14 protein-coding genes are annotated in these 20,540 nt (G+C 57.8%); 10 read left to right on the forward strand and 4 right to left on the reverse strand.

The annotated features are described in order from the left end of the window. The first annotated feature begins 10 nt into the window (after positions 1–10). The 3 genes from HNQ83_RS02470 to HNQ83_RS02480 all read left to right on the forward strand — a co-directional run bounded on the left by HNQ83_RS02470 (position 11) and on the right by HNQ83_RS02480 (position 2,903). A complete protein-coding gene (locus tag HNQ83_RS02470; protein WP_175387500.1) occupies positions 11–781 on the forward strand; it encodes an electron transfer flavoprotein subunit beta in 771 nt (256 codons plus the stop codon). A 122-nt stretch (positions 782–903) separates the two neighbouring features. Beyond that, the gene (locus HNQ83_RS02475) at positions 904–1,470 is read left to right on the forward strand and encodes a GNAT family N-acetyltransferase (protein WP_175387501.1); all 567 of its coding nucleotides are present in this window, start codon (positions 904–906) and stop codon (positions 1,468–1,470) included. 218 nt (positions 1,471–1,688) lie between these two features. Next, on the forward strand, positions 1,689–2,903 hold the full coding sequence (locus tag HNQ83_RS02480) for a TIGR02281 family clan AA aspartic protease (protein ID WP_256668831.1): 1,215 nt from the start codon (positions 1,689–1,691) through the stop codon (positions 2,901–2,903). A 908-nt stretch (positions 2,904–3,811) separates the two neighbouring features. Here the strand turns inward: HNQ83_RS02480 and HNQ83_RS02485 are convergent. After that, positions 3,812–4,255, reverse strand: a complete 444-nt coding sequence (locus HNQ83_RS02485) for a hypothetical protein (protein WP_175387503.1) — start codon at positions 4,253–4,255, stop codon at positions 3,812–3,814. A 405-nt stretch (positions 4,256–4,660) separates the two neighbouring features. On the opposite strand from HNQ83_RS02485, the gene HNQ83_RS02490 reads away from it, so the two are divergent. After that, positions 4,661–8,377 carry a fibronectin type III domain-containing protein gene (locus HNQ83_RS02490; protein WP_175387504.1) on the forward strand — a complete coding sequence of 1,239 codons (3,717 nt, stop codon included), beginning with the start codon at positions 4,661–4,663 and terminating at the stop codon, positions 8,375–8,377. 131 nt (positions 8,378–8,508) lie between these two features. On the opposite strand, the gene gbcA is transcribed toward HNQ83_RS02490, so the two are convergent. Beyond that, positions 8,509–9,804, reverse strand: coding sequence for a glycine-betaine demethylase subunit GbcA (gene gbcA, locus HNQ83_RS02495; RefSeq protein WP_175387505.1), 1,296 nt, complete (start codon positions 9,802–9,804; stop codon positions 8,509–8,511). A 295-nt stretch (positions 9,805–10,099) separates the two neighbouring features. Between gbcA and gbcB the strand changes: the two genes are divergently transcribed. Further along, positions 10,100–11,200, forward strand: a complete 1,101-nt coding sequence (gene gbcB / locus HNQ83_RS02500) for a glycine-betaine demethylase subunit GbcB (RefSeq protein ID WP_175387506.1) — start codon at positions 10,100–10,102, stop codon at positions 11,198–11,200. 121 nt (positions 11,201–11,321) lie between these two features. On the opposite strand, the gene HNQ83_RS02505 is transcribed toward gbcB, so the two are convergent. Continuing rightward, complete coding sequence (locus HNQ83_RS02505; protein WP_175387507.1) at positions 11,322–12,146, reverse strand: NAD(P)-dependent oxidoreductase; 825 nt, start codon at positions 12,144–12,146, stop codon at positions 11,322–11,324. Positions 12,147–12,356: 210 nt separating this feature from the next. Next, the gene (locus HNQ83_RS02510; protein WP_175387508.1) at positions 12,357–13,397 is read right to left on the reverse strand and encodes a low specificity L-threonine aldolase; all 1,041 of its coding nucleotides are present in this window, start codon (positions 13,395–13,397) and stop codon (positions 12,357–12,359) included. Between the two features lie 131 nt (positions 13,398–13,528). Here HNQ83_RS02510 and HNQ83_RS02515 point away from each other — a divergent pair, with 131 nt between their 5' ends. The 5 genes from HNQ83_RS02515 to HNQ83_RS02535 all read left to right on the forward strand — a co-directional run bounded on the left by HNQ83_RS02515 (position 13,529) and on the right by HNQ83_RS02535 (position 20,446). Further along, positions 13,529–14,257, forward strand: a complete 729-nt coding sequence (locus HNQ83_RS02515) for a TraX family protein (RefSeq protein ID WP_256668833.1) — start codon at positions 13,529–13,531, stop codon at positions 14,255–14,257. A gap of 303 nt (positions 14,258–14,560) precedes the next feature. Further along, complete coding sequence (glyA, locus tag HNQ83_RS02520) at positions 14,561–15,814, forward strand: serine hydroxymethyltransferase (RefSeq protein ID WP_008019509.1); 1,254 nt, start codon at positions 14,561–14,563, stop codon at positions 15,812–15,814. Positions 15,815–15,837: 23 nt separating this feature from the next. Continuing rightward, positions 15,838–17,088, forward strand: coding sequence for a sarcosine oxidase subunit beta (locus HNQ83_RS02525; protein ID WP_007980419.1), 1,251 nt, complete (start codon positions 15,838–15,840; stop codon positions 17,086–17,088). Positions 17,089–17,102: 14 nt separating this feature from the next. Continuing rightward, on the forward strand, positions 17,103–17,432 hold the full coding sequence (locus HNQ83_RS02530) for a sarcosine oxidase subunit delta (protein WP_007980417.1): 330 nt from the start codon (positions 17,103–17,105) through the stop codon (positions 17,430–17,432). After that, positions 17,429–20,446 (forward strand): sarcosine oxidase subunit alpha, encoded by a 3,018-nt coding sequence (locus HNQ83_RS02535; RefSeq protein ID WP_175387510.1) that lies wholly within the window; start codon positions 17,429–17,431, stop codon positions 20,444–20,446. The genes HNQ83_RS02530 and HNQ83_RS02535 overlap by 4 nt, the downstream gene beginning before the upstream one ends. Positions 20,447–20,540: the final 94 nt, after the last annotated feature.

Here is a 20,540-nt window from a genome sequence, read left to right on the forward strand (position 1 = left end):
GGAAAGGGTTATGAGCACGAAAATCATCAGCCTGGTGTCCATCGGCGCCCACCCGACCTCCGGTCGTCCGCGTCGCGCGGAACAGGATGCGCGGGCGGTGGAATTGGGTCTGCAACTGGCTGGGGATAACTTGCAGGTGCTGCATGCCGGCGACGTGGCTGAGCCTGCGCTGCGCGCTTATCTGGGCATGGGCCTGGAACAACTGCACGTGCTGGAACAACCCCAGGGGGCCGACGCTTTGCCAGCCTTGACGGCGTATCTGCGCGACGCCGGGGCCCAGGTAGTGCTGACCGGCAGCCAGGCGGAAACCGGCGAAGGCTCGGGGATGCTGCCGTTCCTGTTGGCCGAAGGCCTGGGCTGGCCGCTGGTGGTGGGGCTGGCGCAGGTCGAATCCATCGACGGCGGTTCGGCGCTGGTGCTGCAAGCCTTGCCCCGTGGCCAGCGTCGCCGGCTGAAGGTGCGCTTGCCGTTTCTGGCGACGGTGGATAACGCCGCACCCAAGCCACGGCAGAGCGCCTACGGCCCGGCCCGGCGCGGGGTGTTGCAGGCCGATGAGGTGGAAGTCGTCGATGATGAACTGCTGGCAGTCGCCACCCTGCAACCGGCCAAACCTCGGCCAAAACGCCTGAAAGTGATCAAGGCCAAGAGCGGCGCCGATCGCATGAAAGCCGCAACGGCGAAAGCCAGTGGCGGAGGGGGACAAGTGCTCAAGGGCGTTACGGCGCAAGCTGGGGCTGAAGCGATCCTCAAACTTCTCATTGAAGAAGGCGTGGTTCGCTGACCAACAATCACTGAGAATCCAATGTGGGAGCGAGCCTGCTCGCGAAGGCGGAGTGTCAGCCGACATGAATATTGCCTGACCCACCGTTTTCGCGAGCAGGCTCGCTCCCACAAGGAAAACCAATGGCAGTTGAATTTCGTCCGGCAGTCCGCGCGGATGCGCGGGACATTGCGCGGCTGTTCCAGATTTCATCCGAAGGCGCTTCAGATTACATCTGGAGCCAGATCGCAGAACCCGGCCAGGATCTGCTGGACGTCGGCGCCATTCGTTACGCCCGTGACGATGTGGATTTTTCCTATCAGAACTGCCTGATTGCCGAGGCGGACGGACAAGTCATCGGCATGCTGCACAGCTACGTGATGCGCCACGACCCGCTCGCCGAGCCGGTTACCGATCCGGTGCTGGCGCCCTACGCGACCATGGAAATCCCCGACACCCTGTACATTTCCAGCCTCGCCCTGCATGAAGGCTGGCGCAATCAGGGCCTGGGCAAGCAGTTCCTCGCCTACGCCTACGACCGCGCCAACCAGCTGGGGCTCAATGGCCTGAGCCTGATCGACTACGCCGCCAACACCGGCGCCCGGCGCTTCTACGAGCGCCACGGCTTTCGGGTGGTCGATACCTGCCAGATCACGCCGCATCCGATGATCCGGGTCACCGGCGAAGCCTACCTGATGTACCGGCCTTAGGGGCCCAACTCGGACCTGTGGGAGCAAGGCTTGCCCGCGATGGCGCCAGCAAGATCGCCATCGCGGGCAAGCCTTGCTCCCACAAAAAAGCACGTCCGGGTAATCACCCGTTGAGCTACATTTTCTAGGTGCGCTGGTCAGGGTGCAGCACGCAGTCAGGGAGCTTTCAGAGGTTCAGCGCTTGTTCATAAGACCTGGTTTTTATGAGTGGGTTGGCCATGAAGCCGCTGACGCGATTGCTCCTTGCCTGGGTCGTCCTGGTGTCCACGGGACTTCTGGCCGCTAACCGGCCGAACGCGCCTGAGCCGCTCGTCTTGCCCGAGCCGGGCTTCTATCAATGGTTGGCCTCCGAGCAAGGGCAGAACGCCTCCCTGGCACAATTGCGCGCGCATTGCGACCTTGTGCCGGACCCCGGGAAAAACCTCGACTGCTCAGTGACGGTGATCGCCCGGATATTCGAGCTCAAGGCCGCCAACCAGTTGCCGGATTACTACCTGGCGATCAAGCGCCGACACGCTCGGGCCATACAGGCTGACCCGGAGCTGAAAATCCTGTTCTCGATGTTCGGCGATCAGTCCCTGGCCACGTTGCGCGCGACGGGGGATTTCACGGTCAAGCGCGCAGCCCGGCGCCAGGAGCTGAAGATTCATCCGTACGCCAGCGACCACTTCATTGCGCAAGAGGTGCTGCCCTTCATCGATGTCAGTGACGCCAATGGACATTCGGCGCGCTTCGTCCTCGACACCGGCGCTCCGCAAACCCGGGTCAATGTCGACACCGCCAGGTCGATGGGGATCAGGCTGTTAACCGACTCCCATTACGCCTACAGCACGTTTTACGGCGAGAGCAATGTGTCGGCCAGGCTGGGCGTCATCGAGTCGCTGAGGATCGGCTCAAGCGAATTCAGGAACGTGCTGGTGTTCGTCAGCGATCGAGACAACCTGCTGGGGCTGGATCTGATCAGCAAGCTGGGGCCGCTGAAAATCACCCGCAAGACCCTGGAACTCAACCCCTTGCCTGCCGCGCGCTGCGACGCACCGATTACCTACACTCGCATGGATCTCAACCAGCGCCTGACCATCGCCGCCAGCCTGGATAACCGCTCGACCCAGGCAATCGTCGATACCGGCAATGTCGATTACCTGACCTCGGCCTTGCCCGGTGAGCAAGTCAATGTGGTGCAGGCACTGACCCCTGGAGTCTCCCCGCTCGATACGGCCGAAAGGCAACGCTTCCAAACCTTCAAGGGCGTGCTGAACCTGCCCGGCCACAGCCTGCCGATCACCTACAAGTACTACCCGGGCTTCACCATCCCGCCGTCCTGGGTGAGGGGGCGGTATGTGCCGTCGGTTCTGTTGGGCTGGCGAGCGTTCGATGACTTTGAGTTGAATCTGGATATCGAGGCGGGACGTTCGTGTTTTAACAAGGTTTGAAGGCGCGAGGCCATTTTCGACCTGTTTACCCACAATCCCTGTTGGCGGTTCTGTGGATAACGTGTTCACCCCTTGGCCAACCCCTTGCAGATCAGGGCCTGCAGGCCGAAGATCAAAAAACAACCAGCCTAAGCTGCGGTTTTTCATGGGTTTTTTCAGAGGATAAGTGCAGGACTTGCCCCCAATCTCTGTTGGCGCTTCTGTGGATAAGATGTTCGCTTACTGCTACAGCCCTTATAAACCGTGGCTTTCGAGGGGTTGGTTAAAAAACGTCCAAACTGCCGGTTCTGGCCAGTTCTACACCCCGGGAACGCAGGAAAATCGCGGTCTCCAGCGGTTTTCCACAATACCCGTGAAGTTGCCCCCAAAGTCTGTTGGTGCTTCTGTGGATAAGGTGTTCGCCATACGCTGCAAGCTGCGTGTTACGTGCCCTGCAGAGATTTGATCAATAAATGATCAGGCGCCGGAGAAAACCCTGGTTCTGAATAAGTCACGGATTTTCTTCAGTTTTCGGGAAGAAATTTTGCGAGCTTTCCACAGTTGTCCCCATTTGCTGTGGGTTGAGGTGTGGATAACTTGTTTGCGGAAGGCTGGGAGCCTTATGGGGCATAGCGCTGAACGGAATAGATCATATTTCGTACAGTTCTGGGGTGCGTTGTGTCATGAGGAGATATGAAGGTTTAGAGGACGTTTTCGCAACCATGCCCCCCCACACTTGACCGTGTCGTTTACGGGATTTGTGTACGACCGATCAAATGTGTGGGCTTGCCCCGTGCGGTGTTCGATCAAGCTTTTGCTTGCAGTCTTGAACCTGAACCCCTTTGAGGTACGGCGTAGGCTCGGCGCCGCGCTTTCCGCCCTTCGCTCAAGCCGCGCTTTTAGGGTGGCTTGGATGCGTGGGATACAGGTCATTGGTTCAACTCATAAACATCAAGTTCTCCTTTGAATCTTCCGTTTAGATGGTCAACAAAGTCGAATGTTGCCTTTAGTCTTTTTTCTGAAATAGAGTGTTCGAATTTAATAAATCCGCTCCGCCCCCCATGCATCACATTTCCAAAGAAAAGTACAAGTGCATCTGTTTGACTGCTTGGGTCAAAACTAACGTTGGCAATGCCGTCCTTTGCGTTTTGGGGAATTGCCATTGTGAAATTAAATGTTTTACCGTTATCTAGTCTATCCTCCGCGGTAACCATAAAAAACGGCGCGGTAGGAGAAAGTTCGTAATATGCTACATCTGCCCTAAATGAATGGGGCAATACCGGAATTGTGGATTCGAAAGAGCCATTTGTTCCATTGCGGGTTTGCTCATTCTTTATGGCTTTCGTTTGTTCTGCAGAGCGTAGTGGCAGCATGGCGGAAACCTCTAAATTCAATTGAAAGGCCTAACGCAGCTTTAAAGCGAGCGTTGGGTGTAATAGATCAAGAGTAAGACTTGCTGTGGATGGTGCGTTAACAACAATAGCCCAATAAATCAATTGCACCACTAGCAGTTCTGATAGTGGCGCTCGGGCAAAAACTGTGGTTCTTGAAACACTTCTATGCCCAATGCCAAAGTGACCCATAGATAGGGTGGGGGCTTTTTACTGATTACGTCGTGTCGTAAGCAACGATCCGCTGGATGGTGCCATAGGGCAACACAACCCATAAAACTTAGCAGTGAATCTCGACAGTGCCACTATCAGTTGTGCTAGGTATGTTTTTTTCTAAATTTCACACAGTATAAAAAAGTAGTTATTTTTTATATGGGAGCCACTGAGATGAAGAAAAAAGTCAATAAAAGCGACTCTTCGCGCTCAACGACGACGGCGCCCGGAGGGCGCGCAATAAACTATAGTCGTTGGTTATCAGATCTTTATCCTCAAATTGCAGACAAAAGGTGGGTAAGGACGGTTTTTCCAAGCTCGCATAATGCTGGTGTCGATAAAGATGCAACGGGTGGGCCGGCCGAGTATTGGGTAGCCTGTCAAGATCGCCGGTTTTTATACCAGCTTAGAGATGGCGCACGTGTCTTAGATTTGCGTCTTTATGACAAAAGCTATAAAAAAACAACCGGGAACCATAGTCCGACTACTAAAACATATTATGTATTTAAGTTTCAGCATGGTAATCATGGGAATAGGAGTTTAGAAGATTTAATTGCGGATCTTCTGATTTTCTTTAGGGAGAATCCTGGAGAGCCCGTAATACTTGATTTTCATACGTTCGACAAAGGGAGGCTTTTTGCACATAGTAGTCTCTCGCGATTGCTGACTCACCTCAAGGCTTTAGAGGGGGTTGCATTGAGTTATAAAGCAAATAATTTTACTTGGAAGAAAATAAGAGAAACAGGGCGCAATTTATTTATAACGGGAGCGTTTGGTGATCTGCCAGAAGCGGAAGAGGATCCAGAAAATCCAGACAATCCAAAGAATCCACCAGGTTGGAGTGAAAATTGGATATCTCGAAGATATCTCTGGGCCCCGATAACTCACTACTGGAGCCCCGAAGACAGCAGCGAAAAAGGTATCGAGGCGCTCGTCACCCGGACGATGTCAGAGCCGCCAATGAACTCAATATGGAGTTTAAGTGCGGCGGTCTACGCGGGTGGTCCCAAGCACTTGAATAGTAATCATCCTATACGATTGAAAACGTTCGCGGCGGGGTTTGAAAACGCGAGCATTGTGAATGTCGATTTCATTACACGACCAGAAACCCGAAGCAGTGTAGTCGATAAATGCATCGAACTTACCTTGCGGCGAGCACAAGATACAACGCCCCCAGTAGCACCGAAAAACTTCACTGTTGAGCCACAGTCACTTTATGAGGCTGATAAAGTAAATACGGTAAAATTTGCTTGGAGCTCGGCAAGCGATAATGTTGGTGTGCGTAATTATCGTATATGTGTGGGTGATAGATTGCTTTATGTGACGAATCAGACAACTTATACCGCCAAGGATTTGCCGAGGTGGAATGGTATGTTCAGAGTCCAAGCGGAGGATGGTAACGGTAACTTGTCACCGTTCTCCAACGAGGTTGAATTAATCCAGGATAAGAAGCCTCCAACGATTCCCGGAAATCCCAGGTTTTCATTATTTGGATTGCCCGTCATCAGGCTGGAATGGGATGGATCCAGCGATGACGATGGCATTGGGGTCAAAGATTATGAAGTAAGAATGGACGGTGTAGTCCAGGGGGCGACCCGGGGTCTTAAGTTCGATATATATAATGTGCCGCCATCTGAAAGTCGCTTTATCGAAGTTCGCTCAAGAGACTATAACGACAATGTGTCTGAATGGACTGGTATTTTGCGCCGGCCTATACCTGAGCTAAAGAATATGCAGGTTTGCTACGTTCCTATTGATCTGGATCGAGACCCGTTGTTGGCTCTGGCGACTCTGACATGGGACCCTATTCCTGATCCGGGATATGCGATGCCTATAGGTCTTGCAGCTACCTCGAAGAACATTGACCTTCCCCCACTGCCCATCGAATATGGAACTCCAATATCGTTCCTGGAATATGCTCGACAAGACGAAGAATTTGAACTAAAGGTCTCTCTTCAGTTGATGGAGAGTGGAGAGAAGACTGATCCAAAAACGATGGTTGTTGACGTGGATATGACACTTCCTCAGCCAGTAGAGAATTTTAAAATTGTCTCCGAGACAGCCACCGGTTTGAAGTTGGCATGGGACAAGTCAAGTAGCAAAAATATTGTAAATTATGCAATATCGGTAAATGAAAATCCCCCGCTGTTATTGGCAGGTTCGGTCAGTGAATATGAGCTTGGAAAAGTATGGGGTTCAGAAGAAGTTACCATTGAAATCTGGGCGATTGATGAAAAGCAAAATCCCTCAATTGCGAAGCCTCTCACAATCTCCGCCCCTGCTTTACCAGTACCTGAAATTATCGAACCTGCCGACCGTTCAACCGTAACAACCACCACTCCAGAGGTCAGGGGAATCAATGGAATGCGTGGTGCAACAGTTCGTTTCTATCAGGCGGGGTCGGGTGTCATCGAATACGGTACTGCCCTGGTTAGGGAAGATGGAGGCTGGTCTGCGGCCCCAAAGACCCCATTCCCGCCCGGTAATTTCGACTTAATCTGTGATGAGATCCACGATGGGCAACAATCGGGCTATTCGGAAGTTGTCACATTTACCATCAATCCAGGAAACCCCGACGAACTCTCAGTTACTGATATCACCTCAACCTCGGCCAGGCTTGAATGGGCTTTTCCTGGAGGAAGTGGAATTCGTTTCAGGATCAAAGTTAATGGATTTGTGGTGGCTCAAACGGGTGAAACATTTTTCCAATTGAATTACCTGCGGTACTTAACTGAATACAAGGTTGAAGTATATGCCTTCGCTGGAGGATGGGTCTCTGAACCTTCAAGCGCAACGTTCAAAACCTTGGTACATCCACCGACAAACCTCAGGTTTAGCCAGTCCAACGGAAACTGTAAACTCCGTTGGGGCCCGCTTTGGGGAACATCTTTAACTCATGAAATTAGTATCAACGACAAGGTCTTCAATACGCCGGCGGGGCGGTGGGGCTATAACTTCAAACTGGCTGACATATTGCCAAGCCCCCCCTACCACCTTGTATTCAAGGTGAGAGCACAAATTGGCGATGATAAATCGGAAGAAAGCATGCTTGAAGTAACTATATCCGATGGAGTACCACCGAGTTCACCGGGTAAGCCGGTTGTCAGCGAACTAACAGAAAGCCATGCGAGGTTGGATTGGGCACAACCAATCAGCAACGACGCAGTTGCGTACATAACGTATGTAAATGGGTTTCCATTTCCTCGGGTCAGTGATAACTGTAGCTTTCTAAGTTCACTAATGGCAGGGGCTTATTATCATGTGGGTATACGTGCTTTAGATAGAGATGGGAATAAATCCCCTTTTAGTCCGATTACGTTGTTCAGAACTTTAGGGCAACCACCAGAGCCTCCGCCTTTGCCTCCAGAGGTCAATTTGTCGGATCTGACACCAACTCAAGTGAAGTTGACCTGGGAACGTTTATCAAGTAGCACCATTGGCGTGCGGGTAGATATTAATAATGAGCATTATAGGGCTGTGCTGGGTTTTCCCACGGTTACCATATCCGAATTGGTGCCGGGCGAGATATACACAATAGAAGTCTATAGCATCGATTCATATAGGCAGCTATCTGAGTCGCCAACAACAGTTGTCTATGAGCCGGTGGTCGAAACCCCACCCGCGGCCCCGCTAAATTTCGAAGTTTTAGAGCTGGTAGGGAACTCGGCAAGTCTGGCGTGGGCACCATCTGAAGGGGAGTTTGGTGTTAGCGCGTATTTTGTCTACTGGGATACGGTGTGTTTAGGTCGTACAGAGGTTCCTTTTTTCACAACAGCGGACTTGCCGCCGGGTTCTCACTTAATCGAAGTGCGGGCGATGGATGCTTTCGGAAACCTTTCCGAGGTTACATCGATCCAGGTTGATATTGCCGACCCCGACTCATCCCTATAGAAGAGCGGAACAAGATAACGTCGGAGGAGATAAGTTAATCTGGAAAAATGCTTATTGAAATCGCAATGTCGAGGTTCATGCGCCGAAAGCGCAAGAACCTCGAATTTTAATTATCAGTAATTTCTCTTGCCTTACCCTTGGACCGGCACCCCTTTAAGGTATGGCGCAGGCTCGGCGCCCAGGTTGTTCAACATGCGACCGCTGTACCAATCGATGAAGTTCACCACACCGAACTCATAGGTCTTGGAGTACGGACCTGGCTGGTAGGCGGTGGAGTTGATGCCGCGCTGGTTTTCCTCGGCCAGGCGACGGTCCTGGTCGTTGGTGGCGTCCCAGACCTGGCGCATGCGCTCCACGTCGTAGTCCACGCCTTCGACAGCGTCCTTGTGCACGAGCCACTTGGTGGTGACCATGGTTTCCTGGGCGCTGATCGGCCACACGGTGAACACGATGATGTGGTCGCCCATGCAGTGGTTCCAGGAGTGCGGCAGGTGCAGGATGCGCATCGAGCCCAGGTCCGGGTTCTTGATACGGCCCATGAGCTTGGCGCAGCCCTGTTTGCCGTCCATGGTCATCGACACGGTGCCCTTGAGCAGCGGCATGCGCACGATACGGTTACGCAGGCCGAAGCTGGCGTGGGCGTAAGGGATCTTCTCGGCTTCCCAGGCAGCGGCGGAGGCGGCGACGTGGTCCTTGAACGCCTGGTCGGCGCGCGGGTCGGTCACGTCGTCCCATTCAAGCAGGGTTTTCAACAGTTCAGGGTGCGAACCGCCGCAGTGGTAGCACTCGCGGTTGTTTTCCAGCACCAGTTTCCAGTTGGCCTTTTCCATCAAGGTGGTTTGCACCGCCACCTTGGTGTTTTCCATGTCATACGGTTCCATGTAATGGCTGAGCGTCGACAGGAAGTCATCGATGGCCGGCGGGTTCTCTGCCAGGCTGATGAAGATGTAGCCGCCGGCGGTTTTCACGTTTACCGGCTTGAGGCCGTATTGCTTCATGTCGAAGTCGGCGCCCATCTCGGTGCCGGCGAACAGCAGGCGACCGTCGAGTTCGTAGGTCCACTGGTGGTAGTGGCAGACCAGTTTGGCGACCTTGCCCTTGTCGCTGGTGCACAGGCGCGAGCCACGGTGACGGCAGACGTTATGGAAGGCATGGACCACGCCATCGGCGCCGCGGATCACAATGATCGGGTTCTTGCCGACCTGCAGGGTCATGTAGTTGCCCTTGGCCGGGATCTCGCAGGTCATGCCGGCGATCAACCACTCTTTCTGGAAGATCTCCTGCATGTCGATTTCAAACAGGCGCTCGTCGGTGTAGAACGGCTGCGGCAGCGAGAAGGTGCGCTCGCGCTCTTGCAGCATCTGCGCGGTGGCCTTGCGTGCGGGTTCCAGCGGATCGCCCAGGCTCAGGGTAGTAGTGACGTCCATCGTTTAATCCTCAGGGCCATCTGCGTGGCCGGCGAAAGTGGCTAATCAGGTCTGCTGTTCAGGGTTGCTACGCAAGGTGTAAAGGTCGTGTCTTGGTATGGGGCGAGTGTGGGGCCGACGCTGGCCAGAACCTTATCCATGGGCGACATGATGCAATCTGTTCCCGACGCGCAAGCCCCGGTGGTTGGCGGCTGGTCGCGATAAGCATGTCAATGTCGCAGATAGGTAAATGGGTGGTTCGCGCTATACGCAGAATCGCCATCATGAAGGCCGACAGTCGGCCGTGGAGATCAGCATGTCCAACAACTTCCTGAACCCTGTAACTACACAGACCTGGGCCAATGGCCGGCACATCGTCCGTTGCGTCAAAGTCATCCAGGAAACCTGGGATGTGCGCACCTTCTGCTTCATGGCCGACCAGCCGATCATGTTTTTCTTCAAGCCGGGGCAGTTCGTCACCCTGGAGCTGGAGATCGACGGCCAGCAGGTCATGCGCTCCTACACGATTTCCAGTTCACCGTCGGTGCCTTACAGCTTCTCGGTGACCATCAAGCGCGTACCGGGCGGCAAGGTCTCTAACTGGCTGCACGACACCCTGCATGAAGGCTACGAACTGGCGGTGCACGGTCCGGTCGGGCTGTTTAATGCCATGGACTTCCCGAACCCGAAGGTGCTGTACCTCAGCGGTGGCGTGGGGATCACGCCGTGCATGTCCATGGCCCGCTGGTTCTTCGACACCAACGGCAATGTCGACATGGCGTTCATCCACAGCGCCCGTTCGCCCAAGGACATCATTTATCACCGCGAGCTGGAGCACATGGCGGCGCGGATCGAAAACTTCAGCCTGCACCTGATTTGCGAAAAACACGGTTTCGGTGAGCCATGGGCCGGCTATCGCGGCTACCTGAACCATAAGATGCTGGAACTGATGGTCCCTGACTTCCTCGAGCGCGAAGTGTTCTGCTGCGGCCCGACGCCGTACATGAACGCGGTCAAGCGCCTGCTGGAAAACGCCGGCTTCAACATGAAGCACTACCACGAGGAATCCTTCGGCGCGACCCCGCCCGAGGCCCGCGCAGACGCCGTGGAGCATGCCGAGCAGGCCGCCGAGGCGCCGGAGGTGGCTGACTCGGAACTGCATCAGGTGGAATTCACCGCCTCGGGCAAGAGCATCCGCGTGGCACCGGGCGAGACCGTGCATGCAGCCGCCGCCAAGGTCGGCCTGATGATCCCGAAAGCCTGCGGTATGGGCATTTGCGGCACGTGCAAGGTGCTCAAGCTGGGCGGCGAAGTGGAGATGGATCACAACGGCGGGATCACCGAGGACGACGAGGCCGAAGGGTTCATCCTGTCGTGCTGCAGCATTCCGAAGGGGGATGTGCGGATCGAGTATTGATTCGCACCGGTAATCCCTTGTGGGAGCGGGCTTGCTCGCGAATGCGGTATGTCATTCAAATCTGTTTTGACTGATCCGACGCTTTCGCGAGCAGGCTCGCTCCCACAGGTGTTGTGTTGCTTCAGTCGATAAAAAGGTCTGGCATCAGCTTGTCGCTGCTGTCCGGCGCGAACCGATAGTGTTCGAACTCGGTGACGCCGTTCTCCCGCAGAACTTCCTCATCAATCAGCAAACGCCCGGTCAGACTGCGATTCGTGCTGCTCAGGATGACATGGGCGGCATCCGCCATGATCGCAGGCGTGCGTGCATGCTTGAACGACTCCCGTGACCCCAGCTGAAACTCGATCGCGGCGGTGGCAATCATCGTCTGTGGCCACAGCGAGTTGGCGCTGATGCCGTAATTCCTGAACTCCTCGCTCATGCCCAGCGTCAGCATGCTCATGCCGTATTTGGTCACAGTATAGGGGCTGTATTGGGCGAACCATTTGACGGCCAGGTTCAGCGGTGGCGACAGGTTGAGAATGTGCCCCTTGGACTGCTTCAGGTACGGCAGCGCTGCCTGGCTGCACAGCAGCACGGCGCGGGTGTTGATCTGGTGCATCAGGTCGAAGCGCTTGAGCTCGAGGTGTTGAACCCCGGTCAGCTTGATCGCCCCGGCGTTGTTCACCAGCGCATCGATGCCGCCGAAATGTTCATTGGCCTGGGCCAGGGCCTGGTGCACGGCGGCTTCGTCGCGTACATCCACCTGCAGCGCCAACGCCCTGCCGCCTGCCGCCTCGACTTCCTTGGCCACGCTATAGATCGTGCCCGGTAGCTTGGGATGCGGTTCGGCACTTTTGGCGGCGATCACGATATTGGCGCCGTCGCGTGCTGCCCGTAGCGCGATCTCTCGGCCAATGCCACGGCTGGCGCCGGTGATGAACAGGGTTTTACCTTGCAATGACATGCGTACGCTCCTGATTGTTGTTGTCTGTACGGCTCGCCAGACAATGTAGACCAAGACTTCAGGTGCGAACGATCGGGGAATTCGGCGGGGGCTTGCTTGTGGGAGCGAGCCTGCTCGCGAAGGCGGTGGGTCAAACAACATTTGCGTTGACTGACACTCCCTCTTCGCGAGCAGGCTCGCTCCCACAGTGGTTGCATTAGTTCCGGATAATTAGTGAGACATCACTTCGCGGATGTCGCGAGCCAGCTCGCGCACACGCTCTTCCTCGGTGTCCCACGAGCACATGAAACGCGCGCCGCCGTTGCCGATGAAGGTGTAGAAGCGCCAACCCTTGGCGGTCAGGGCGGAGATCGCCGGTTCCGAGAGTTGCAGGAACACGCCGTTGGCCTGTACCGGGAACATCAGTTCCACGCCCGGGATGTCGCTGACCAGCTCGGCCAGCAATTGTGCGCAGTGGTTGGCGTGGCGGGCGTATTTGAGCCAGGCGCCGTTTTCCAGGATGCCGACCCAGGGCGCGGACAGGAAGCGCATTTTCGACGCCAGTTGGCCCGCCTGTTTGCAGCGGTAGTCGAAGTCTTCTGCCAGCTTGTGATTGAAGAACAGAATCGCTTCGCCCACGGCCATGCCGTTTTTCGTACCGCCGAAGCACAGCACGTCGACGCCGGCCTTCCAGGTCAGGTCGGCCGGCGAACAGCCGAGGAACGCGCAGGCGTTGGAGAAGCGCGCGCCGTCCATGTGCAGGTTAAGGCCCAGCTCCTTGCAGGTGGCGCTGATGGCGCGGATTTCGTCCGGGGTGTAGACACTGCCGACTTCGGTGGCCTGGGTCAGGGTCACGACGCGGGGTTTGGGGTAGTGGATGTCCTGGCGCTTCAGGGCGATTTCGCGAATCGATTCAGGGGTCAGCTTGCCGTTTTCGGTGCGGGCGATCAGCAGTTTGGAGCCGTTGGAGAAAAACTCCGGTGCGCCGCATTCGTCGGTTTCGACGTGGGCGGTTTCCGAGCAGATCACGCTGTGGTAACTCTGGCACAGCGACGACAGGGCCAATGAGTTGGCCGCGGTGCCGTTGAAGGCGAAAAACACTTCGCAGTCGGTTTCGAACAGTTTGCGGAAATCGTCGGACGCGCGGGCGGTCCACTCGTCGTCGCCGTAAGCGCGCTGGTGGCCATGGTTGGCCTGCTCCATGGCTGCCCAGGCTTCGGGGCAAATGCCGGAGTAGTTGTCGCTGGCGAATTGTTGGCTCTTGTCGGTCATGGCCTGCTTCCGTGGTCGAGGCGCCTATGGTGAGGCGTCACGTGGTCAATGAGGTGGGGCACTTTACCGAAGATCGTCCGGGAAGCGCACGGGATGTCACTGTCAGAACATTACAAGGATGCCGGGCAATTATGCACATGGCTACGCACTTAAAGCAGCGCGACGGAGCGCTGGATCTTCTCAAGTGGCTGGCGTTGCTGAGCATGCTGCTCGATCACCTGCGATATGTCGGTTATTCCGCCGATTGGCTGTATGTGCCGGGGCGTCTGGCGTTCCCGTGGTTCTGCCTGGCGATGGCGGCCAATCTGGCACGGGTCACGGCGGTGACGACAGGCGGGCAATGGCGCTACCTGGGCTGGTTAATGCTGTTCAGCGCCGTGAGTGAAATTCCCTACCGGATGTACATCCCCAATCCCGACACCCTAAATGTGCTGCCCACGCTGGCACTCGGTCTTCTGGTGATTCGTGGCTGGCAGGACCGAACCCTGCAAGCGCGTCCGTTGATGGCGGTTGCCCTTGTGCTGGCGGCGTTGTTCCCGGAACGACTGATGTTCGGTTTCTTTGGCGTGCTGTTGCCGTTGGCGATGCTGCTGGTATTGCGGCGACCCTGGTATTTCGCGTTGCTGCCGGGGCTGGTCTGTCTGGCATCGAATCAGTGGCAGGTGCTGTATTACTCCGTTCGATTGGGCAATCACGTGGCAATGGCGGCTGTTGCCACTTGTCTGATTGCGCCATGGCTGGGGCTGTTCCTGTTGCGACATGCGGGTGACGTAAAACCACCACCGATGCGGCGCTGGGCGTATGCCCTGTATCCCGCGCATTTCCTTGCGTTGCTGGCTTTGCGCCAGGTTCTCGCATAGCCCCGCGAGCTGAATGCAAGCCCTGTGGGAGCGAGCCTGCTCGCGAAGAGGGCGTGCCAGGCGATATCCATGTGGCTGATACACCGCCTTCGCGAGCAGGCTCGCTCCCACAAGGGATTCAGGCGTGTTCGCAGATTGTGTACGACCTGCCATTTCCCGCCATGTCGTAAACGCACCTTTGCGTGGCGCCCTTAGGCATTTGACCACGCCAAGCCAGTCATACCATCGCTATCAAAGGGCACTGCCGAAACGCCAGTGCCTTACCGAGACGAATGGCGCACAGATGCCGCTGGGAGAGACGCGATGTTCAGCAAGCAAGACAAGATCCAGGGTTACGACGATGCACTGCTGGCGGCGATGAATGCCGAGGAGCAACGTCAGGAAGATCACATCGAGCTGATCGCGTCCGAGAACTACACCAGCAAGCGCGTCATGGAAGCGCAGGGCAGCGGCCTGACCAACAAATACGCCGAAGGCTACCCGGGCAAGCGTTACTACGGTGGCTGCGAGCACGTCGACAAGGTTGAAGCGCTGGCCATCGAACGCGCCAAACAACTGTTCGGCGCCGATTACGCCAACGTCCAGCCGCATTCCGGTTCCTCGGCCAACAGCGCCGTGTACCTGGCCCTGCTGCAAGCCGGCGACACCATCCTGGGCATGAGCCTGGCCCATGGCGGTCACCTGACCCACGGCGCCAAAGTGTCGTCCTCGGGCAAACTGTACAACGCCGTTCAATACGGCATCGACACCAAGACCGGTCTGATCGATTACGACGAAGTCGAGCGCCTGGCCGTCGAACACAAGCCGAAGATGATCGTTGCCGGCTTCTCGGCCTATTCCAAGACCCTCGACTTCCCGCGCTTCCGCCAGATCGCTGACAAAGTGGGTGCGCTGCTGTTCGTCGACATGGCCCACGTGGCCGGTCTGGTCGCTGCCGGCCTGTACCCGAACCCGCTGCCATACGCCGACGTGGTCACCACCACCACCCACAAGACCCTGCGCGGTCCGCGTGGCGGCCTGATCCTGGCCAAGTCCAACGAAGAGATCGAGAAAAAGCTCAACGCCGCCGTATTCCCTGGCGCCCAGGGCGGCCCGCTGATGCACGTGATTGCTGGTAAAGCCGTGTGCTTCAAGGAAGCGCTGGAGCCTGGCTTCAAGGCTTACCAGCAACAAGTGATCGACAACGCCCAGGCCATGGCCGGCGTCTTTATCAAACGCGGCTACGATGTAGTGTCCGGCGGCACCGATAACCACCTGTTCCTGGTCAGCCTGATCCGTCAGGGCCTCACCGGTAAAGAGGCGGACGCAGCACTCGGTCGCGCCCACATCACCGTGAACAAGAACGCTGTCCCGAACGATCCACAGTCGCCGTTCGTGACCTCCGGCCTGCGCATCGGCACCCCGGCGGTCACCACTCGCGGCTTCAAGGTGACCCAGTGCGTCGAGTTGGCCGGCTGGATCTGCGACATTCTCGATAACCTCGGCGATGCCGATGTCGAGGCCAATGTCGCCCAGCAGGTTTCGGCCCTGTGCGCGGACTTCCCGGTTTATCGCTGAGTGCGGTTTTGGAGTAAATGACTATGCAACGCTACTCAGGCTTCGGCCTCTTCAAACACTCCCTCAGCCACCATGAAAACTGGCAGCGGATGTGGCGCACACCGACCCCGAAAAAGGTCTACGACGTGGTCATCGTCGGCGGTGGCGGGCATGGTCTGGCGACCGCCTACTACCTGGCCAAGGAGCACGGCATCACCAACGTGGCCGTGGTCGAAAAGGGCTGGCTAGGCGGCGGTAACACCGCGCGCAACACCACCATCGTTCGCTCCAACTACCTGTGGGACGAGTCGGCGCACCTGTACGAACATGCGATGAAACTGTGGGAAGGCCTGTCCCAGGACCTGAACTACAACGTGATGTTCTCCCAGCGCGGTGTCTACAACCTGTGCCACACCCTGCAGGACATCCGTGATTCCGAGCGTCGGGTCAGCGCCAACCGCCTCAATGGCGTGGACGGCGAGCTGCTCGATGCCAAGCAAGTCGCTGACGAGATTCCGTACCTCGACTGCTCCAAGAACACCCGCTACCCGGTGATGGGCGCCACCGTCCAGCGTCGCGGCGGCGTGGCCCGTCACGATGCCGTGGCCTGGGGCTTTGCCCGTGCCGCCGACGCACTGGGCGTGGACCTGATCCAGCAGACCGAAGTGATCGGTTTCCGCAAGGAAAACGGCGTGTGCATCGGTGTCGAAACCAACAAGGGCTTCATCGGCGCCAAGCGCGTCGGCGTGGTCACCGCCGGTAACTCCGGGCACATGGCCAAGCTGGCCGGTTTCCGTCTGCCGATCGAATCGCACCCGCTGCAAGCGCTGGTGTCCGAGCCGATCAAACCGATTATCGACAGCGTGATCATGTCCAACGCCGTGCACGGCTACATCAGCCAGTCCGACAAGGGCGACCTGGTGATCGGCGCCGGTATCGACGGCTACAACGGCTACGGCCAGCGTGGTTCGTACCCGGTGATCGAACACACCATCCAGGCCATCGTCGAGATGTTCCCGGTCCTGTCCCGCGTACGCATGAACCGTCAGTGGGGCGGCATCGTCGACACCACCCCGGATGCGTGCCCGATCATTTCGAAAACCCCGGTACCGAACATGTTCTTCAACTGCGGTTGGGGCACCGGTGGCTTCAAGGCAACACCTGGTTCGGGCAACGTGTTTGCCGCGAGCCTGGCCAAGGGTGAAATGCACCCGTTGGCCGCACCTTTCTCCATCGACCGTTTCCACAACGGTGCGTTGATCGATGAACACGGCGCTGCTGCGGTTGCCCACTAACAGGAGAAATCCCCATGTTGCATATCTTCTGTCCTCACTGCGGCGAACTGCGCTCCGAAGAGGAATTCCACGCATCCGGCCAGGCGCACATCCCGCGTCCACTGGACCCTAACAGCTGCACCGACGAGGAGTGGGGCGACTACATGTTCTTCCGCGATAACCCTCGCGGCCTGCACCACGAGCTGTGGGATCACGTTGCCGGTTGCCGCCAGTACTTCAACGTCACCCGCGACACCGTGACCTACGAGATTCTCGAAACCTACAAGATCGGCACCAAGCCACAATTCACCGACAAGACCGATAGCCCGAAAGCGGCCAGCACGGCTCTGGGAGAGAAGGTATGAGCCAGATCAATCGCCTGTCCAACGGCGGACGGATCGACCGCAACAAAGTCCTGACTTTCACCTTCAACGGCCAGAACTACAAAGGCTTTGAAGGCGACTCCCTGGCCGCTGCACTGCTGGCCAACGGCGTCGACATCATCGGTCGCAGCTTCAAGTATTCCCGTCCGCGCGGCATCTTCGCCGCCGGTGCCGAAGAGCCGAACGCGGTGCTGCAGATCGGCGCCACCGAAGCCACGCAAATCCCGAACGTACGCGCCACGCAACAAGCGCTGTACCAGGGCCTGGTCGCCACCAGCACCAACGGCTGGCCGAGTGTGAACAACGACATGATGGGGATTCTCGGCAAGGTCGGCGGCAAGCTGATGCCACCGGGTTTCTACTACAAAACCTTCATGTATCCGCAATCGTTCTGGATGACTTACGAGAAGTACATTCGTAAGGCCGCCGGTCTTGGCCGCTCGCCAACCGAGAACGATCCGGACACCTACGACTACATGAATCAGCACTGCGACGTGCTGATCGTCGGCGCCGGCCCTGCCGGTCTGGCGGCTGCACTGGCGGCTGCGCGCAGCGGTGCCCGTGTGATCCTCGCCGATGAGCAGGAAGAGTTCGGCGGCAGCCTGCTCGATTCCCGCGAAAGCCTTGATGGCAAGCCGGCCACGGAGTGGGTTGCCAGCGTCATCGCTGAGCTGAAGAACACCCCGGACGTGCTGCTGTTGCCGCGCGCCACGGTCAACGGTTACCACGACCATAACTTCCTGACCATTCACGAGCGCCTGACCGATCACCTCGGCGACCGCGCACCGATTGGCCAGGTGCGTCAGCGCATCCACCGCGTGCGTGCCAAGCGTGTGGTGCTGGCGACCGGCGCTCACGAGCGTCCACTGGTCTACGGCAACAACGACGTGCCGGGCAACATGCTCGCTGGCGCAGTCTCGACTTACGTGCGCCGTTACGGCGTGGCACCGGGCAAGAAGCTGGTGCTGTCGACCAACAACGATCACGCCTACCGCGTGGCCCTGGATTGGCTCGATGCCAGCCTGCAAGTCGTGGCCATCGCCGACGCCCGCAGCAACCCTCGCGGTGCGCTGGTGGAAGAAGCACGCGCCAAGGGTATTCGCATCCTCACCGGCAGCGCCGTGATCGAGGCCCGTGGCAGCAAGCACGTGACCGCTGCCCGCGTTGCCGCGATCGATGTGAAAGGCCACAAGGTCACCAGCCCGGGCGAATGGCTCGAGTGCGACATCGTCGCCAGTTCCGGCGGCTACAGCCCGGTGGTTCACCTGGCTTCGCACCTGGGCGGCAAGCCGATCTGGCGTGAGGACATCCTCGGTTTCGTACCGGGTGAAGCGCCGCAGAAACGCGTGTGCGTCGGCGGCATCAACGGCGTCTATGGCCTCGGCGATTCTCTGGCCGATGGTTTTGAAGGGGGCGTGCGCGCCGCCAGCGAAGCCGGTTTCGGTGCGGTCGAAGCGACCTTGCCCAAAGCCCTGGCCCGTCTGGAAGAGCCAACCCTGGCGCTGTTCCAGGTGCCTCATGAAAAGAACACCGCACGGGCGCCGAAGCAATTCGTCGACCTGCAAAACGACGTCACCGCCGCCGCCATCGAACTGGCGACCCGCGAGGGCTTCGAGTCGGTCGAGCACGTCAAACGCTATACCGCACTGGGCTTCGGCACCGATCAGGGCAAGCTGGGTAACGTCAACGGTCTGGCCATTGCCGCCCGTTCGCTGAACGTGACCATCCCGCAGATGGGCACCACCATGTTCCGCCCGAACTACACGCCGGTCACCTTCGGCGCCGTGGCCGGTCGTCACTGTGGGCACATCTTCGAGCCGGTGCGTTACACCGCGCTGCATCAGTGGCACCTGAAAAATGGCGCCGAGTTCGAAGACGTTGGCCAGTGGAAACGTCCGTGGTACTTCCCGAAATCCGGTGAAGATATGCACGCCGCGGTCAAGCGCGAATGCAAAGCCGTGCGCGACAGCGTCGGCCTGCTGGACGCCTCGACCCTGGGCAAGATCGACATCCAGGGCCCGGACTCACGCGAGTTCCTCAACCGCATCTACACCAACGCCTGGACCAAGCTCGACGTGGGCAAGGCCCGCTACGGCCTGATGTGTAAAGAAGATGGCATGGTGTTCGACGACGGCGTGACCGCATGCCTGGCCGACAACCATTTCGTGATGACCACCACCACCGGCGGCGCGGCCCGCGTGCTGCAATGGCTGGAGCTGTACCACCAGACCGAATGGCCGGACCTGAAGGTGTACTTCACTTCCGTGACGGATCACTGGGCAACCATGACCCTGTCCGGGCCGAACAGCCGCAAGCTGCTCAGCGAAGTCACCGATGCCGACCTGAGCAACGAAGCGTTCCCGTTCATGACCTGGAAAGAGGCCCTGGTCGGTGGTGTGCCGGCGCGGATCTTCCGGATTTCGTTTACCGGTGAGCTGTCGTACGAAGTCAACGTTCAAGCCGACTACGCCATGGGCGTGCTCGAGAAAATCGTCGACGCCGGCAAGAAGTACAACCTGACGCCGTACGGCACCGAAACCATGCACGTCCTGCGGGCCGAGAAGGGCTTCATCATCGTAGGGCAAGACACTGACAGCTCGATGACCCCGGACGACCTGAACATGGGCTGGTGTGTGGGCCGCACCAAACCGTTCTCGTGGATCGGCTGGCGTGGCATGAACCGCGAAGATTGCGTGCGTGATCAGCGTAAACAGCTGGTGGGTCTGAAGCCGATCGATCCGAACAAGTGGCTGCCGGAAGGTGCGCAACTGGTGTTCAACACCAAGCAGGCGATCCCGATGACCATGGTCGGTCACGTGACCTCCAGTTACCTGCACAACTCCCTGGGCTATTCGTTTGCCATGGGCGTGGTCAAGGGCGGTCTGAACCGCATGGGCGAGCGCGTGTTTGCGCCCCTGGCGGACGGCAGCGTGATCGAGGCGGAAATCGTTTCTTCGGTGTTCTTCGATCCGAAAGGCGAACGCCAGAACGTGTGATTGCCCAGGCCCTGTGGTGAGTCTGCCGACGCTTTCGCGAGCAGGCTCGCTCCCACAGGAGATCGCGTAACCCTTGTGGGAGCGAGCCTGCTCG

The organism is Pseudomonas sp. C2B4, from assembly GCF_013359695.1.
In the GTDB taxonomy this organism is placed as follows: domain Bacteria; phylum Pseudomonadota; class Gammaproteobacteria; order Pseudomonadales; family Pseudomonadaceae; genus Aquipseudomonas.

What these genes read in the sequence shown, in the direction of transcription:
- HNQ83_RS02470 (WP_175387500.1), top strand. Translation starts at nt 11, where the DNA reads ATGAGCACGAAAATCATCAGCCTGGTGTCCATCGGCGCCCACCCGACC.
- HNQ83_RS02475 (WP_175387501.1), top strand. Translation starts at nt 904, where the DNA reads ATGGCAGTTGAATTTCGTCCGGCAGTCCGCGCGGATGCGCGGGACATT.
- HNQ83_RS02480 (WP_256668831.1), top strand. Translation starts at nt 1,689, where the DNA reads ATGAAGCCGCTGACGCGATTGCTCCTTGCCTGGGTCGTCCTGGTGTCC.
- HNQ83_RS02485 (WP_175387503.1), bottom strand. Translation starts at nt 4,255, where the DNA reads ATGCTGCCACTACGCTCTGCAGAACAAACGAAAGCCATAAAGAATGAG.
- HNQ83_RS02490 (WP_175387504.1), top strand. Translation starts at nt 4,661, where the DNA reads ATGAAGAAAAAAGTCAATAAAAGCGACTCTTCGCGCTCAACGACGACG.
- gbcA (WP_175387505.1), bottom strand. Translation starts at nt 9,804, where the DNA reads ATGGACGTCACTACTACCCTGAGCCTGGGCGATCCGCTGGAACCCGCA.
- gbcB (WP_175387506.1), top strand. Translation starts at nt 10,100, where the DNA reads ATGTCCAACAACTTCCTGAACCCTGTAACTACACAGACCTGGGCCAAT.
- HNQ83_RS02505 (WP_175387507.1), bottom strand. Translation starts at nt 12,146, where the DNA reads ATGTCATTGCAAGGTAAAACCCTGTTCATCACCGGCGCCAGCCGTGGC.
- HNQ83_RS02510 (WP_175387508.1), bottom strand. Translation starts at nt 13,397, where the DNA reads ATGACCGACAAGAGCCAACAATTCGCCAGCGACAACTACTCCGGCATT.
- HNQ83_RS02515 (WP_256668833.1), top strand. Translation starts at nt 13,529, where the DNA reads ATGCACATGGCTACGCACTTAAAGCAGCGCGACGGAGCGCTGGATCTT.
- glyA (WP_008019509.1), top strand. Translation starts at nt 14,561, where the DNA reads ATGTTCAGCAAGCAAGACAAGATCCAGGGTTACGACGATGCACTGCTG.
- HNQ83_RS02525 (WP_007980419.1), top strand. Translation starts at nt 15,838, where the DNA reads ATGCAACGCTACTCAGGCTTCGGCCTCTTCAAACACTCCCTCAGCCAC.
- HNQ83_RS02530 (WP_007980417.1), top strand. Translation starts at nt 17,103, where the DNA reads ATGTTGCATATCTTCTGTCCTCACTGCGGCGAACTGCGCTCCGAAGAG.
- HNQ83_RS02535 (WP_175387510.1), top strand. Translation starts at nt 17,429, where the DNA reads ATGAGCCAGATCAATCGCCTGTCCAACGGCGGACGGATCGACCGCAAC.